The sequence below is a fragment of the Clostridium transplantifaecale genome, from assembly GCF_900626075.1.
In the GTDB taxonomy this organism is placed as follows: Bacteria; Bacillota; Clostridia; order Lachnospirales; family Lachnospiraceae; genus Otoolea; species Otoolea transplantifaecalis.
The window spans coordinates 679784-695073 of the sequence record NZ_UYZY01000003.1 but is presented as its reverse complement, the minus strand read 5'-3'; the positions used below and the strand labels follow the sequence as shown (position 1 = coordinate 695073).

Sequence of the window (15290 nt, the reverse complement as noted above, 5' to 3'; positions counted from 1 at the left end):
AACAGGACAGTTGGCGGGGCGGATAGGTGAAAGCGATAACCTTCGCGTCTTCAGTCCCGGCCATAGTCTTCCCGTGGGGGATTTCTTTCTTCCGGAATCCCCACATCACCATCAAACTCCACCCGGGACTGAAGACTCACACACTCCCCTCACCATCCCGTCCGCCATCCGTCCCGACGGCGTCCTCATTTCTCCGCCCTATTTCTTCCTCTACCTCCAGTCTGAATTCATCCACCTGCCGCGGATTGATTTCCGGCAGTTCCTCTGTCGATCCGACGCCGAAGCGGCGCAGGAATTCTTCCGTTGTGGCAAAGAGGGCAGGGCGGCCTGGGGCATCCAGGCGGCCTACTTCGTATACCAGGTTGTACTCGATCAGGCGGTTAACGGCGTGATCGGATTTGACACCCCTGATTTTTTCTATCTCCAGCTTTGTAATCGGCTGTTTATATGCAATAATGGAAAGAGTCTCCAACACCACGTCCGTCAGGACCTGTTTCTTCGGGGCGGAGGCCACCTGTATCAGGTTTTCGTAGTATCTGGCCCTGGTGCACATCTGGTAGCTGTCTTCCAGCTCTATGATCTGCATTCCCCTCTGCTCCTTCTCATACCGCTCTTTCAGGCGCATCACCGCATCCTTCGCCGCCTCCGCGTCACGGCCGAGGGCCGCGGCTATCTGGCGCACTTCCACGGATTTGCCTATTGTGAAGAGAACAGCTTCCACAATTGCCTCATCTTCCGAAAATACCATATTTTCCTGTTCCATCTGTTATCTCATTCCTGTTCTTCAAAGTCCTCCAGACCTTCCAGATCGAGCTCTCCCGTCTCTCCTTCCGGTTCCAGGGTTTCTATGTACATGTCGTCAAATAATGCTTCCTGGGTCAGGCAGATCTTCCCCATCTTCATCAGTTCAAGCACAGCCAGGAACGTGACTACCACCTCCAGGCGGCCCGGCTGCTTCTCAAGAATCTGGCGGAAGCTGAAGGTTCTGTGTTTTCTCGCATACTGCATGACTGAACCGATTTTCTGTTCCAGGCTTACCGGTTCCTTTCGGATTGTGCCGAAGTTGCTTCTCACCGGGTCAATCTTGTCCTCTTTACGCTTCATCACGGAGTCAAATATACTCTGAAGCTTTGCCAGAGTCAGACCGTCCAGCAGACTGTCCAAATCCACAGGCGGCTCGTACTTTAAAACCTCCTTCGGAATCGTCGGCTCCTTAAATAGGAGGCGCTCCGCATCCTGCTCCCGTTCCTCCAGTTCCTGGGCCATATATTTATACGTCTTATACTCCAGCAGCCTGCGTACCAGCTCGGCTCTCGGATCTTCCTCGTCCTCTTCCTCCTCATCCTGGGCAGGCAGAAGCATCCTCGACTTGATATCAATCAAGGTAGCCGCCATCACGAGGAATTCGCTGACAATATCCAAATCCGTCTTCTCCATCCGGCTGACGTAATCCAGGTACTGCTGCGTAATCAGCACAATCGGGATATCATAGATGCTGACTTTATTCTTTTCTATTAAATGGAGGAGAAGATCCAGAGGACCTTCAAAATTCTCAAGCTTGTAGGAAATTCCCATCTTTTTTTCGTCCCGTTTCCTGCATTTTCCCGAAAGACCGGATGTCTTTTACCGACCGGTCCATCTCAAACCCGGTTCTGCTAAAACCGTACCAGAGTCTTGCTTCTTTCGTAAATGCATCTTCCTCCCCCGGTACCCGGAGGGCTGTCTTTCCCTGATAGTATATCAAAGATGATTTTTCATGGCAACCCCCTCCGGTTTCAGGGTGATCCGGATGAGCTGCGGCCTGTCGTTCAGCCTGATATTGATGGAATGGGTTCCCAGCCCGCGGCTGACTAACATCGTCTTTCCTTCGCTGTCAAACCGGCCGGCGCACCATGGCAGAAAGAACTGGTATTGTGGGGTCATCACGCCGCCCAGAAACGGCAGGCGGATGGTTCCCCCATGGAAATGGCCGGACAGAGTTAAATCGGCTCCCCACTGCCTGCAGCTCCTAAAAAACAGCGGTGAATGCAGCATAAGAATTTGGAACCTTTCCGGATCCGCCTTCCCTGCATGGCGCTCCAGTTCCTTTTCCGGCAGTGCCGGGATAGTAAAGCGGTGGCGGTAATACTGTTCCTCCATATTACATCCGGTGATTCGGATATACTCACCAAAGTCCGCGCTCTGATCGGATAGATAGACGGCTCCCGCCCTGGACAGCTCCCTTGTGAACCGGTCATAGAGATCGCCGTAGACCGTCCTCTCCCGTCTCATCCTCTCTTCATGGTTTCCATTGGCATAATAGACGGGGTAACGCGCAGCCAGTTCCCGCACCAGCTCCAGGGTTACCCGCAAATCGGCATCCCCTCTCGTAACCATCATATCTCCGCCAATCAGAACGGCGTCCGGACAGATTCTATCGATCTCCTCTATCAATTTCCTGTTTTTCTCACCAAATTCGTTATTATGTAGATCGGAAAGAAATACAAATTCCCGTTCGTTTCCTTTTATTTTCCCCGAAGTAATCTGGTAGTGATCTGTGACAAAATGGTTTTTTTCATATTCTGATCGCAGAACCAGCCCTCCGGCAACGGCTGCCAGAGCCGCCACACAGGCATATATCATAAAATCCTCCTGAATCATTTATAGAATCCGGGGCGCCGGGCGCCGCCGCATAGCGTCATAAAATCAGCCTGCTCCGGCCGCAGCCGGCGCAGGCATCAGACCTCTTAGCAGTTCTCACGCAGGTTGGCGTAAGGAGCCTGCTCAAGGCGTATAAAGTATCCCTGCTCATGTTCACAAACCGGGCAGTACTTGGGAGCAATTTTTCCTTCGAAGATATAGCCGCAGTTCAGGCAAATCCACTCCGTATCTTCCTCGGAAGCAAAAAGTCTGCTGCTTTCAAGCAGATTAGCAAAAATGCCGAACCGGTCCCCATGGGTTTTCTCAATATCCGCGATCATATGGAATACATGGCCGATACGGTCAAATCCCTCTTCCAGGGCCACATCACCGAAATCTTTATATACCACGTCGAACTCTTCAAATTCATTGTGTTCCGCCGCTCTTAAAAGATCCACGGTTTTTTCACACATATCAACCGGATAACCGCCGTCAATATGGATAGTCTCTCCCGTCATTTCCTTCAAAAACTTATAGAATACCTCCGCATGCTCCTTCTCCTGTTCGGCCGTATATAAAAAGACCTTCTCAATGACAGGAAGTCCTTCCTTTTTAGCCACTGAAGCGGCAAACGTGTAGCGGTTTCTCGCCTGGCTCTCACCTGCAAAAGCACGCATTAAATTTTTAGCAGTTGCGCTGTTTTTTAAAACACTGTCCATCAAATTATTCCTCCTAATTCATTTGTTGGTAGTAGTTTCTCCGAAAACAGGCAATGTATACCAATCATAATACACTTATATTTAAAAAAACGTCAAGCAGACTTTTAATTTAGGTGAGGGGGAATCCGGGAGAAAAAATTCCTACGGGGACTGGCTCCCGCTTGTGGAGCGCACAACGGATACTAAGCTCGCGAGGCGTTTTTTGTGAGTGGAGCGCAGCGTGAGTCGCAGAAAACCCGAGGGTTGCGGCGCGAAACAGTGCATTTACCGTTTCTGTGCATCGCAAAGCGTGTTGCTGTTCACTCTGTGGACAGCAAGATGACAGATCGCCGCTTCCTGCCTTTCCAAGCACCTAATATGAACATAACCCAATTATGGATAATATGCAACAAAAGCGGTTCAGTATTTAATGTAGTGGGAGGTATAGATGCCTTGATTACTTATGATAAATTATGGAAAACCATGAAAGAAAAAAAGATAACCCAATACCGTCTGATTAAGTACTATGGATTCAGCGCCGGACAGATTGGACGACTGAAAAAGAATATGTATGTATCCACCCATACAATCGAGACGCTGTGCAGCATTCTGGATTGCAGGGTGGAAGATATATTTGAATACAGGCCGGATGAAACTTTATGTGAGCCGTCCCCCGTATGTTCTGACAGAGACTCGTTCAGGGCTTTGGAAAATTCCGAACAGAAACTGCTTTAGGATTTTTTCAGGCTGCTTTCTCCACACACGCAGATCCCAGCTTCTTTCAAAAGCCGGACTGTCATTCCGTCACCCGGGATTAATTTCTTTGCGAAGTTCCCGTCGTAAATGAAACCGCTGCCGCAGGACGGGCTCCTGTCTTTAAGGACTGCCCTCCGGCAGTTTTTTTCCTGTGCAATTTTAAGTGTCTCTCCGGCGCCTTTTAAGTATTCTGCGGTCACGTCGCGTCCATCCTCCGTGACCACTCTCTCATCCCTGATCTCGGCAGGCGTGCGGGGGGTCGGAAGTCCGCCCAGTATCTCCGGGCAGACGGGAACAATCTCCGCCCCTGTGCTCTTTAAAAAATCCACTACGTCCTGGCAGTAATTGGACTCACCGCTGTACTTGCATTTTTCTCCCAGCAGACAGGCGCTTACCAGAATCGTTTCCATTCTCTTTTCTCTCTGCTCTCTTCCTATATCCCTGCACATATCGGCTCTTCTCCTTCTCCGGGCCTTATCCGGCCCACTCCGTCATAAAACTGCAAACTGACTGTTATAGAGTTCAAAGTAAAATCCCTTCCGCTCAAGCAGTTCTTCGTGATTACCCTGCTCGATAATCCGGCCGTCTCTCATAACCAGAATGATGTCGGCCTCTCGGATCGTGGAAAGACGGTGGGCCACGATAAAGCTGGTCCTGCCCTCCATCATTCTTGCAAATGCCTCCTGAATCATAATCTCCGTCCTGGTATCAATCGAGGAGGTCGCCTCGTCGAGAATCAGCATCGGAGGCAGGCAGAGCATGACACGGGCTATACAGAGAAGCTGTTTCTGTCCCTGTGAAAGATTGCCGCCGTCCTCTGAGATCACCGTATCATAGCCCGCAGGCATACGCATGATAAAACCGTGGGCATGGGCCTTCACGGCCGCCTCCCGAATCTCTTCCTCCGTGGCATCCGGTTTCCCATAGGCAATGTTATCGCGGATGGAGGCTGATTTAAGCCATGTTTCCTGAAGCACCATGCCGTAGCCGGCCCGCAGGCTTTCCCGCGTCATATCCCGGATATCGGTGCCGTCCACGCGGATGCCCCCCTGATCCACGTCGTAAAAGCGCATAAGCAGATTGATTACTGTACTCTTGCCGCAGCCGGTCGGACCCACAATCGCTATCCTCTGTCCCGGATGTACGGCCAGGTTTAAATCCTCTATCAGGCTGACCTCGGGATTGTAGGAGAAGGATACATGGTCGATAGCGACCTTCCCCTCCACATGTTCCGGATTCTTCGCGTCCTCTTTGTCCGGAACCAGTGACTCCTCGTCGATCAGCTCGAAAACACGGGCCGCCGAGGCGAGGGCGTTCTGGAATTCCGTAGCCACGCCCGTGATCTCATTAAACGGTTTCGTATACTGGTTTGCATAATTTAAAAATGAGGTAAGCTGGCCCACGGTCAGCACTCCCCGGATTGCCGCATAAGCTCCGGCCACTCCGACACTGGCATAGACAATGCCGTTGACAAACCGCGTCGCCGGGTTGGTGATGGAGGAAAAGAACGTAGCCTTCAGGCTGCAGTCCGCCAGTTTGTCGTTGATCACGGCAAAGCGCCTGGACGCCTCCTCCTCATAGCTGAATGCCTGGACCACCTTTTCATTGTCCAGAATCTCATTGATCAGGGATGTGATCTCCCCTCTGGCCTCCGACTGGGCCCTGAACATATAAAAGGTCTTCTTCGCAATAAAACCGGCCACAAACAGGGAAACCGGCGTCAGCACCACAACGATCGCCGCAATAAGCGGGTTGATATAAAACATGAACACCAGGGTTCCCGCTATGGTGAGCAGTCCGCTGAAGAGCTGGGTAAATCCCATCAGTAGGCCGTCGGAAAACTGATCGATATCCGTGATGACACGGCTGAGCACTTCGCCGTACTGGTGGCTGTCCACATATTTCAGCGGCAGTTCCTGTATTTTTTCAAAGGCCCGTATCCTCATATCCTTTACGACACGGTACGTGATGTGGTTGTTAATGACGTTCATCAGCCACTGTGCAAGGGCGGTGATGAGGATCACGACTGCCATCGTCTTCAGTATGACGAACAGTCCCGGGAAATTGACCTCACCGCTGCCGATTACAAGATCCACGGCTTTTCCGATCAGGATCGGAATATAGAGCGTCAGCGCCACAGTGATTCCCGCCAGGACCAGGGACAGAAGAACCATCCATTTGTAATGTCCGATATCCTGGAGCACGCGCTTCATCGTTGTCTTTTGTTTCAGTGTTTTCTCTTTCTTCTCCTGCTTGGGCATTACTGGTTCACCTCCTCGCCTGAAAGCTGGGACAGGCAGATCTCCCTGTATACAGGGCAATTTTCAAACAGCTCCCGATGTTTTCCGATTCCGGCCACTGAACCTTCATCCAGCACCAGGATTTTATCAGCCTGTTTCACGGTAGTGGCCCGCTGGGAAACGATAAATACGGTCATGCCGTCCGTCTTCTCCCGGATTGCCTTCCGGAGCCGTGCATCCGTGGCAAAATCGAGGGCCGAAGCGCTGTCGTCCAGGATCAGGATATCCGGCTTTCTCACAAGCGCCCTGGCGATAGTCAGCCTCTGGCGCTGTCCGCCGGAAAGGTTCTTGCCTCCCTGGAGCAGATTGGCGTCAAGGCCTCCCTGCTTGCTCTCCACCACATCCTTTGCCTGGGCAATGTCAAGCGCTTCCATAATCTCTTCATCCGTCGCATCCGCCTTGCCCCACTTCATGTTGTCCCGGATACTGCCGCGGAACAGCACCGCTCTCTGCGGCACAACGCCGATTCGGCCTCTGAGCTCTTTCAGCCCATAATCTCTGACATCCAGGCCGTCAATACTCACCGTTCCCCTTGTCGCATCGTAGAAGCGGGGAATCAGGTTCACCACGGAGGATTTACCGGAACCAGTACCTCCGATGATACCGATCGTCTCCCCCTTCATCGCGTCAAAGTGGATGTCGCTGAGGGAATCCGCCTTGGCGCCCTGGTAAGCAAAGCTCACATGGTCGAACGAAACCATTGGGACCGCAGCCGGGCTTACATCGGACTGCTCCCCGGCCGCTTCTTTTCTCCCGGCCGCGGCGGCGGAAGTTACCTTCTCCGTGATGCTGCTCTTCGTATCAAAAACGCTGTTGATCCTGCCTGCGCAGGCAAAAGCCTTTGTCATCGTAATAATCAGATTAGCCAGTTTGATAAGCTCCACCAGAATCTGGGACATGTAATTGACAAGAGCCACCAGCTTGCCCTGCGGGATTGCGCCCGCGTCCACCTGCGTTGCCCCCACATAGATCAGGACCACAATAGCCAAATTGATAATCACGTAGGTGATTGGATTTAAGAGGGCGGAAATCTTCCCTACGAAAATCTGGAAGTCAAATAAAAGGCCGCTCTCCGCATAATAAGCCGCCGTCTCATCCTTCTGACGGTTAAAAGCTCTGACCACCCTGACTCCGGTCAGATTTTCCCTGGTCATCTGAAGGACGCGGTCAAGCTGCTTCTGGACTTTCTTATATAAAGGCATCGTGATAAGCATGATTCCGAACACCACGATGGAAAGCAGCGGTATCGTCACCACAAAAATCATTGCCGATTTGACGTCAATGGTAAACGCCATGATCATGGCGCCGAATACGATAAAAGGCGAGCGCAGAAACAGGCGCAGCGTGAGGTTGACTCCTGACTGTACCTGGTTGACGTCACTGGTCATTCTCGTAATCAGCGTGGCCGTCCCCTCCGTGTCGATCTCCGTATAAGAAAAATGATTGATATGATCAAACAGCTCTTTTCTAAGCGCCGTGCCGAATCCCACGGCTGCTTTTGCCGCAAAATACTGTGCAGTCAGCGAACAAGCGAGGCCGATCACTCCGAGAAGGATTAGAACGCCTCCCATTCTGAATATATAAGGCAAATCCGCATTCCTGATACCGGTATCGATAATCTTTGCCATAACGAGCGGTACAAAGAGCTCAAAGCTGGCCTCCAGCATCTTAAAAAGCGGCGCCATCACCGCCTCAATCCGATATTTTTTAAGGTATTTCATTAAGCTTTTCATCGGTCATTCCCCTGTCCTGCTTCTTGATTTTTAAATGATATCTATTTTACTGATTATGTATCTCACGCCGCCCAACTCATTTTTGCACCTTATTGTAGCACATCGGGAGAAAGGGTTCAAGTTCAAAAAGACCCAAAGAACCTTGAAAAAAGTTCTTTGGGTCTTTCAAATTGGAGTAAGAACACTAAAACACGTAACGATTTAGTACCTTCACAGTTGCCCGGCCCTGATGCATAGTAACGGCAGAAAACACCGTTTTGCACCGTTCGGACCGGCGATGCCTTTATTCTTTACGTCACTAATTCCCGCTGCAAGCCTCTACAAAAGCCCGGAAGATCGCCTGCTGCTCATCGGAATCATACATCATCTCCGGATGCCACTGGGTTGCTGCCGCAAAACGGCTGCCCTCCATCTCGATCGCTTCGGTTACACCGTCCGTCGATACTGCGCTGACAACAAAACCTGCGCCCAGAGCTTTGACGGCCTGGTGGTGGAAGGAATTTACCCCTACAGTCTCTTTTCCGAAAATCTCCCTGAGCCTTGTGCCCTCTTTCGTCGTAACGCGGTGGGATACATTGTTCATCGGATACATATCATTGAAATGGTGATTGAATTTTCCCTCAATCTCCAAATCCTGATACAGACTTCCGCCCGCCGCTACATTTAAGATCTGGATTCCCCGGCAGATTCCCAGGATTGCTTTATCGGTTTCATTGAGTATGTACTTTGTCAGCTCCACGTCCTGACGGTCTCTCATCGGCATAATCAGTCCGCAATAGCTCTTTGCGTCCTCACCGTATTCCTGCGGATTCACATCATGGCCGCCGCTAATCAGGATGCCGTCCATTCTGGACACCATTTCTTTCACCGTCTCCATATCCTGGCAGATGGGAATCATAACCGGCACTCCCCCTGCCTGCTCAATTGAATCAATATAATTTGCCGCCAGGAAATTCCACTTCTGGCCGGTAATTCCCATATGGGACACACTCCCAATCTCATCTCTGTAATCATAGTTGCATGTGATTCCAATCAATGGTTTCATGTTTCTTCCTCCGTTTTAAGTTATAATTTAATCATTGTATGTAACAATTCAGTCGTTTGCATGATGTTTGAAAGCTCAAGAGAACCGCCGTATTATTCGTGGTGGCTTGTTCTGATATCTTTTTCTTCCATCTCTTTCCATGGACCCCACTTTTCTGTTTCCCACTTCTTTGTATCGGAGAAATATTCTTCCGTCAGCTTCTTAACTTCTCCATGACAGAGATAAACACCGATCATGTTAAAGAGGATAATCAGGAAGGAGCCAAAGTCTACATAGTTAATAAGAGCGCTGATTCCTACCATTCCGCCGATGAACATCAGGCCAAGGTATACATATTTTCCCCATACTCCGGCTTTTTCACCGAACAACTTCACAAGCTGGTCACAGCCGAATAAGGTCTGGGCCACTGCCGTCGTGAAGCAGAACAGGGTCAGTGAAAGGGATACGATAAAGCCGCCTGCAACCGGGCCGAGGGCTTTCTGGAAGCCGGCGATTGTCAGTGTTGAAACGGAAGCGTCTGTCTGCCATACGCCTGTTGTCAGGATTACAAAACAGGTAACGCTGCACACGATAATTGTATCAAAGAATACCTCGAAGATTCCCCACATTCCCTGCTGTACCGGATGATTGACGTCAGATGCCGTATGTGTGATTGTGGTAACGCCGGTACCGGAGTCATTGGAATAGATACCGCGGCAGACACCCCATCTGATACACATGGCAATCGTTGCCCCGCCGAAACCGCCGACAGCCGCACGGCCTGTAAAAGCATACTGGAAAATCGAAATAAATGCGGAAGGAATTTCTTTGTAATTCACTGCGATTGCAATCAGTCCGCCTACCATATATACGACGCTCATAACTGGAACGATTTTTTCCGTAAAGCTTAAAAGTCTTGTAAGTCCGCCGAGTACGATCAGGGCAGCCGCAATAATCAGCACTGCTGTGGAAACCATACGCGGAATATGAATTGTTTCAACGGTATCTACTACAGAACCAATCTGAGCGGATGCCGCAAGGAACAGACAGAATGCACAGCTGATTGCATAAGCGATTCCCATCCATTTCCAGCCCGTTGCCTTTGGAAGGTAATACTGAGGGCCGCCGAACCATTTTCCTTCCTGGTCACGCTGACGGTATTTCATAGCGAGAACAACCTCGCTGTATTTAACAACACAGGCAAAAAGACCGGTCAGCCAGAGCCAGAAAACGCCTCCCGGGCCGCCGTAGCCGATAGCGATCGCCGTACCTACAATGTTGCCGGCGCCCAGCGTCGAAGCAAGCGCTCCCGTCACTGCCTTATATCCTGAAATTTTATTGCTGTCTTTGCTTTTTTCATCACCCTTAAACGCTTTTACAATTGTATTTTTAAGTACAAATCCAAGCTTTGTAAACTGTATAAATTTGTATCTGAATGACAGAAAGATGCCTCCGCCTACCAGCCAGATTAACATCGGATAGCCCCACACCCAGTTTGTAAACGCTAAGATCGGATTGTTCATGATACTTCCTCCTTCGTTGATTTAGACTTTTTCATTCATTTACTTTTACCATTCCCGGGGTTCAGTAATTGTATGTCTAAACAGTAACACGATGGCAAAACTCCATGTCAATCCGTATTTTTCTGTAATTTTTACACAAACTTAACGTTTACACCCTGTTTTTCACAATTTCTTTACGTTTTGCAAGTAAAACAGGAGTTGACTCAAACATTTCAGCCAGAATAATGCCAATCAGCCCTGCCGTCAGTTTTCCTGCCACCATGGGAATTACCGCGTCGGGGCGGACGGCGGAGATATATCCCATCAAATCGCCGAGAGCCGCCGTCGCTGGAACACTGAACGCCATGGCAACCACCTTGCCTTTTTTATCCATATCTTTGATCATATCAAACATTGGAAGCGAGTTTGCCATTGAGGCGAGGATGCCCGCCACCGAGACACCGTTAATCCCAAGGAGTTTCGCCGCCCCCTTAAGCGCCGGCGCCAGGCAGCGGTTTAAAACGCTGACAAAAGGGTAGGCCCCGGCCAGGGTCACACCGATAATGCCTACCGTCTTTAACTGCTCTCCCAGCGGATCCATACCAGGAATTACGACAATCCCAAGCATTTCCTCCAGGGAAGCGAACATCAGCGAGAGAACGCAGATACATTTTAACAGCTCCCCGAACGCCTTAAAACAGGACAGGGTCCGGTCAGGCAAAACCGTGAGGAAAAAAGCCAGTACCGCAGATATGAGAATCGCAGGAACCGAATTAACCAGAATTACGCGGCCTGGAATCCCGGCAACCACAGCCCCGGTAATTAGTCCGAAGGGAATCGCAATGATTCCAAGCACAATCCCCTTTGAAATGGCTCTTCTGTCCTCCTCGCGGCAGATGCTGAGTGAAACAGGAATTGTAAAAACAATCGTAGCCCCCATCATTGAGCTTAGGAGAACCCCTGAAAGAATCTGGATTGACTCATTGTCTGTCATGGCTGCCGCCAGAGGGTATCCTCCCATATCCGTGGAGAACAGAATACCGGACACCATCGCCGGATCCGCCCCCAGCTTCACAAAAAGCGGCGCTGAAAACGGAGCCAGGATCTTCCCAACCACCGGAGCAATGCACATGATTCCCGCCATTGCCATAGTCAGGGAACCGACCGCATTAAACCCTTTTTCAAATTCTCCGGCCAGTCCCAGCCTGCCACGGAGCAATGCCTTATCAACTGCCCCTGCTGCAAGGAATATCATCATAACTACCGTAAGCATCTTTCCCATACTTTTTCCTCTCTTTTCTCCATCCTGTCACTGAAAATTTAGTTTTTCTCATCCTACAACCTGAAGTCCGATAAATGTCAATCCCCATTGCACGGCAAAAAGAGAGAAAAGATGGAGTGCACTCCACCTTTTCTCTCTTTATTCGGTGATGGCGGTTACCTGCAGACACTGCGCACGGATTACCGTTTTGCTTCATAACAGTACATTGTGAGTGGTTCTCCGTCCAAATGACAGATATACATATGGTGATCTTCTGTTTTCATCACTTTTCCCATTTCGGTTTCGGACAGCCTATACCCGCAATTCTTATATCCTTCCCTCAGGGCCTCGATATCGGCCAGTTTCTTATTTCCCTCCGGATACCGTTCGATCAAAAGCCTCCGGCTCTTCGCTTCCGGTGCAAAACCCTGGAATACTCCCAGCACCGTTCCGTCCGGCTTCAGCAGATGATGGATGTCCTCCAGCTGGGTCTGCTTATGATAGAAGGAATATTCATTTTCCCCGAAGAAGCTCAGGAACAGATCGACGCAGCTATCCTGAACAGGAGGTTTCTCCGAGGCATCCGCTATGTAGAGAATATCCAGTCCGGGATAAAGCTGTTCAAACAGTTCTTTATAAGCGGCCAGAACCTCCTGATACTTATCTATAATAATATAAATACAGTTTTTCGGCATCTGGTGAAGATAATTATAGGTAAAGAAAAATCCGTTAATGTTGGCCTCCAGGATCACCTTGCCGCCCCAGTCCTGCGCATCCAACCGTTCAATCAGCATGTCGGTGCATTTCTGGGTGTAGATTTCCCACTTCTCCCCTATCTCACGGTACAATTTACGGTGCAGATCCGGCCAGTCGTGTGTGCCCTCATAGATATTCTCTGTCTTGACAATGCCGTCTTCAATCCTGGCGTGGTATCCGCAGGAACAGCTCAGATCCCCTTCATAAATATACTTGAAATTAATTACCGCATTTTCAATATTCAGATGCTGGCGGCAGTGAGGACAGACTAGAAGTGGGATTGTGCTAATCGGCACACCGGTGCGGTCGCTTTTTTCAGCATTCTTCCTCTTTTCGAAATTTTCTATCTCCTCCTCAATCAGGTGAATGCTGTTTTCGATGGTTTTCATCTCCTCCGAAAGGCTCTCCTTCTTTGCCCCCAAAAGCTCCACACACTCGTCGATGGTGGCCGGTTCAATCATGTTAGACATCCTTCTGAGGCAGAGAAACGCCCGGATTTCCTTAATATTAAACCGCATGTCCTTGAGTTTCTGGATATAATGAAAATCCTCGTACTCCCGTTCCGCAAAGCTCATCTGACTGCCCTGCATTCTTGGAATCAGTAGTCCGATATTCACATAATAGCGGACCGTGTCTTTCGTAACATCGCACATTCTGGCGAATTCACCTATCTTCATCTGCTGCTCTCCCCATCTTCTGTTCCTGACGGCCGTCTCCCCCCGGCCTTCAATCCCATGCTGTCGTTCTCTCCGCCCGAAGACGGAGAGCCTGTTCATATCTTTCCATTATACTTGTTCCCGACGGCCTTTTCAATGGGGATTTGATTGAGAAATGAGGACGCCGCCGTCAGGCCAGGGGCCGGGGTGGTGAGGGGGATCGATGAGTCTTTCGTCCCGGGCGTCAGGTGATCGTGGGCGGGGAATACGGGCAGAAAAAGTTCCTGCGGGAAACGCTCGCGCTCATTGGAGTACATAATGGTACTAACCTCGAAAAGACCTCGGTAAGTACCAATGAACTCCCAGGTTCCCTCCGGAATCTTTTTCTCCCTTCTTCCCCGCAGGAAGGTTATGACCGGGACGAAAGACTCCGCCAAGACGGCTGCCCGGCTCCTGGCCTGCGGCGCCTGATCTGTCCTCTTTCTTCAATGGGGGAGGCGCTTGTCGCTGCCACTACGCTTCTCAGGATCACTGAAAATTACATCCTGTTCGCTATGAGACTATGTAAACTTATAATCTTATAATCTTAGAGTATTTATTTTGATACTCTTTTTATGCAGCCCAAAATGCCGTTAAAATGTAAAAGAATCACGACTATATCGTAGCCGCGACAATACCACCACCACACTTGACAAAAGAGACAATCAGCCCCTGAAGCCGGCGGACGGGGCAACACACTTCGCTGAGTCTTCAGTCCCGTCGACAACCTGCCGGGGGAAGGAAGGAGAAAACTTTCCGAAGGGGACCTTGGAATCCGCCGGTGCTTGCTGAGGTCTTACACGAAGCTAGCATCCGCTGCGCATTCCACAAGCGAAAGCGAGTCCCCGTAGGAATTTTTTCTCCTGGATTCCCCCTCACAACAACCTGCAAACCGGGACTGAAGACTCATACACACCCCACCCCTCCCCCGTCCGCCGTCTTACAGAGGCGTCCTCGCATCTCAACTAACCTCCCATTTTTCAATTAAATTGCTATTTTTCCGCCTACATGGTAATATTATTACTATATTTATTGAACCGATTGGAGACGCTCTATGATTTATTTTATCGTACAGTGCAAGAAAATTTACGATGAATTTGTAAAGGATGAGATTACGGTCTATGCGGCCCAAGCCTCATTCTTTATTGTTCTGTCCTTCTTTCCCTTTATCATGATCCTGCTGACAACCATCCAGTTGATCCCCACGATAACCCAGGGTGATCTGCTGCTGGTGATATCCAGGCTCTTTCCCGCCAAGGTGTATCCTCTGGTGGAATCGATCGTCACCGATCTGTATACGACGGCTCCGGCCGCCATCCTGTCGGTAACCACCATCGCCACGATCTGGTCGGCCTCCCGCGGAATGCTGGGGATTGAGCGCGGACTCAACCGTATTATCGACTGCAACAAACGCAGAAATTATGTAATCAGCCGTCTCATCAACTCCGGGTATACCATTGTCTTTATCTTGGTGTGCATCATGTCCCTTGTGCTGATGGTATTCGGTTCTTCGCTTCAGAAGCTGCTGCTGCGCTACCTGCCGATCCTCAACCGGATCGCGCCTTACCTGCTCAGCCTGCGCGCCCTGATTGCTTTGGCAATCCTGATTGTCTTCTTCATGGCGCTTTATACCTTCCTTCCCTATGAGAAGCAGACGCTCCGCCACCAGCTTCCCGGCGCACTGTTCTCCACGGGCGGATGGATTGTGTGTTCCTACGGGTTTTCCATCTATTTTAATCATTTTAAGAGATTTTCTTATATGTACGGCAGCCTTGCGGCCGTTGTAATTCTGATGCTGTGGCTCTACTTCTGTATCTGTATTCTTTTTCTGGGCGCTGAGGTTAACCGGCATATGAAATTCAGCCGTAAACAGAGAGACAGATAAAGGGACAGGCGCCGGATCCGGCGCGGCTCTTTATCTGCATAATCTGCCGACGGCCTTTTCC

At 50.1% G+C, this 15290-nt stretch carries 14 protein-coding genes; 2 read left to right on the top strand and 12 right to left on the bottom strand.

Going from position 1 to position 15290, the window contains the following annotated elements; genetic code table 11:
- Positions 1 to 136: 136 nt before the first annotated feature.
- The 4 genes from scpB to rbr all read right to left on the bottom strand — a co-directional run bounded on the left by scpB (position 137) and on the right by rbr (position 3338).
- A complete protein-coding gene (scpB, locus tag EJL91_RS14570; protein ID WP_125142680.1) occupies positions 137 to 763 on the bottom strand; it encodes an SMC-Scp complex subunit ScpB in 627 nt (208 codons plus the stop codon).
- Positions 764 to 771: 8 nt separating this feature from the next.
- The gene (locus EJL91_RS14565) at positions 772 to 1575 is read right to left on the bottom strand and encodes a segregation and condensation protein A (RefSeq protein ID WP_125142679.1); all 804 of its coding nucleotides are present in this window, start codon (positions 1573 to 1575) and stop codon (positions 772 to 774) included.
- Between the two features lie 165 nt (positions 1576 to 1740).
- Positions 1741 to 2622, bottom strand: coding sequence for a metallophosphoesterase (locus tag EJL91_RS14560; protein WP_125142678.1), 882 nt, complete (start codon positions 2620 to 2622; stop codon positions 1741 to 1743).
- 104 nt (positions 2623 to 2726) lie between these two features.
- Complete coding sequence (gene rbr, locus EJL91_RS14555) at positions 2727 to 3338, bottom strand: rubrerythrin (RefSeq protein WP_125142677.1); 612 nt, start codon at positions 3336 to 3338, stop codon at positions 2727 to 2729.
- Between the two features lie 432 nt (positions 3339 to 3770).
- Here rbr and EJL91_RS14550 point away from each other — a divergent pair, with 432 nt between their 5' ends.
- Positions 3771 to 4052, top strand: a complete 282-nt coding sequence (locus EJL91_RS14550) for a helix-turn-helix domain-containing protein (RefSeq protein WP_125142676.1) — start codon at positions 3771 to 3773, stop codon at positions 4050 to 4052.
- On the opposite strand, the gene EJL91_RS14545 is transcribed toward EJL91_RS14550, so the two are convergent.
- The 8 genes from EJL91_RS14545 to EJL91_RS14510 form a co-directional block, all read right to left on the bottom strand.
- On the bottom strand, positions 4049 to 4522 hold the full coding sequence (locus EJL91_RS14545; RefSeq protein ID WP_125142675.1) for a 2-thiouracil desulfurase family protein: 474 nt from the start codon (positions 4520 to 4522) through the stop codon (positions 4049 to 4051). The genes EJL91_RS14550 and EJL91_RS14545 overlap by 4 nt on opposite strands.
- Positions 4523 to 4564: 42 nt before the next feature.
- The gene (locus EJL91_RS14540) at positions 4565 to 6334 is read right to left on the bottom strand and encodes an ABC transporter ATP-binding protein (protein WP_125142674.1); all 1770 of its coding nucleotides are present in this window, start codon (positions 6332 to 6334) and stop codon (positions 4565 to 4567) included.
- The gene (locus EJL91_RS14535; RefSeq protein WP_125142673.1) at positions 6334 to 8106 is read right to left on the bottom strand and encodes an ABC transporter ATP-binding protein; all 1773 of its coding nucleotides are present in this window, start codon (positions 8104 to 8106) and stop codon (positions 6334 to 6336) included. The genes EJL91_RS14540 and EJL91_RS14535 overlap by 1 nt, the downstream gene beginning before the upstream one ends.
- 298 nt (positions 8107 to 8404) lie before the next feature.
- Positions 8405 to 9151, bottom strand: a complete 747-nt coding sequence (locus tag EJL91_RS14530; protein ID WP_125142672.1) for a gamma-glutamyl-gamma-aminobutyrate hydrolase family protein — start codon at positions 9149 to 9151, stop codon at positions 8405 to 8407.
- Between the two features lie 92 nt (positions 9152 to 9243).
- The gene (locus EJL91_RS14525; protein ID WP_125142671.1) at positions 9244 to 10653 is read right to left on the bottom strand and encodes an alanine/glycine:cation symporter family protein; all 1410 of its coding nucleotides are present in this window, start codon (positions 10651 to 10653) and stop codon (positions 9244 to 9246) included.
- Between the two features lie 148 nt (positions 10654 to 10801).
- Positions 10802 to 11914: an ethanolamine utilization protein EutH gene (locus EJL91_RS14520; protein ID WP_125142670.1), complete on the bottom strand. Its 1113-nt coding sequence runs from the start codon at positions 11912 to 11914 to the stop codon at positions 10802 to 10804.
- 179 nt (positions 11915 to 12093) lie between these two features.
- Positions 12094 to 13326, bottom strand: a complete 1233-nt coding sequence (locus EJL91_RS14515; RefSeq protein WP_125142669.1) for a MerR family transcriptional regulator — start codon at positions 13324 to 13326, stop codon at positions 12094 to 12096.
- Between the two features lie 95 nt (positions 13327 to 13421).
- On the bottom strand, positions 13422 to 13742 hold the full coding sequence (locus EJL91_RS14510; RefSeq protein ID WP_125142668.1) for a hypothetical protein: 321 nt from the start codon (positions 13740 to 13742) through the stop codon (positions 13422 to 13424).
- A gap of 656 nt (positions 13743 to 14398) precedes the next feature.
- On the opposite strand from EJL91_RS14510, the gene EJL91_RS14505 reads away from it, so the two are divergent.
- Entirely contained in the window at positions 14399 to 15229 is an 831-nt protein-coding gene (locus EJL91_RS14505; RefSeq protein ID WP_125142667.1) for a YihY/virulence factor BrkB family protein, read from the top strand.
- Positions 15230 to 15290 lie beyond the last annotated feature (61 nt).

What these genes read in the sequence shown, in the direction of transcription:
- scpB (WP_125142680.1), bottom strand. Translation starts at nt 763, where the DNA reads ATGGAACAGGAAAATATGGTATTTTCGGAAGATGAGGCAATTGTGGAA.
- EJL91_RS14565 (WP_125142679.1), bottom strand. Translation starts at nt 1,575, where the DNA reads ATGGGAATTTCCTACAAGCTTGAGAATTTTGAAGGTCCTCTGGATCTT.
- EJL91_RS14560 (WP_125142678.1), bottom strand. Translation starts at nt 2,622, where the DNA reads ATGATATATGCCTGTGTGGCGGCTCTGGCAGCCGTTGCCGGAGGGCTG.
- rbr (WP_125142677.1), bottom strand. Translation starts at nt 3,338, where the DNA reads ATGGACAGTGTTTTAAAAAACAGCGCAACTGCTAAAAATTTAATGCGT.
- EJL91_RS14545 (WP_125142675.1), bottom strand. Translation starts at nt 4,522, where the DNA reads ATGTGCAGGGATATAGGAAGAGAGCAGAGAGAAAAGAGAATGGAAACG.
- EJL91_RS14540 (WP_125142674.1), bottom strand. Translation starts at nt 6,334, where the DNA reads ATGCCCAAGCAGGAGAAGAAAGAGAAAACACTGAAACAAAAGACAACG.
- EJL91_RS14535 (WP_125142673.1), bottom strand. Translation starts at nt 8,106, where the DNA reads ATGAAAAGCTTAATGAAATACCTTAAAAAATATCGGATTGAGGCGGTG.
- EJL91_RS14530 (WP_125142672.1), bottom strand. Translation starts at nt 9,151, where the DNA reads ATGAAACCATTGATTGGAATCACATGCAACTATGATTACAGAGATGAG.
- EJL91_RS14525 (WP_125142671.1), bottom strand. Translation starts at nt 10,653, where the DNA reads ATGAACAATCCGATCTTAGCGTTTACAAACTGGGTGTGGGGCTATCCG.
- EJL91_RS14520 (WP_125142670.1), bottom strand. Translation starts at nt 11,914, where the DNA reads ATGGGAAAGATGCTTACGGTAGTTATGATGATATTCCTTGCAGCAGGG.
- EJL91_RS14515 (WP_125142669.1), bottom strand. Translation starts at nt 13,326, where the DNA reads ATGAAGATAGGTGAATTCGCCAGAATGTGCGATGTTACGAAAGACACG.
- EJL91_RS14505 (WP_125142667.1), top strand. Translation starts at nt 14,399, where the DNA reads ATGATTTATTTTATCGTACAGTGCAAGAAAATTTACGATGAATTTGTA.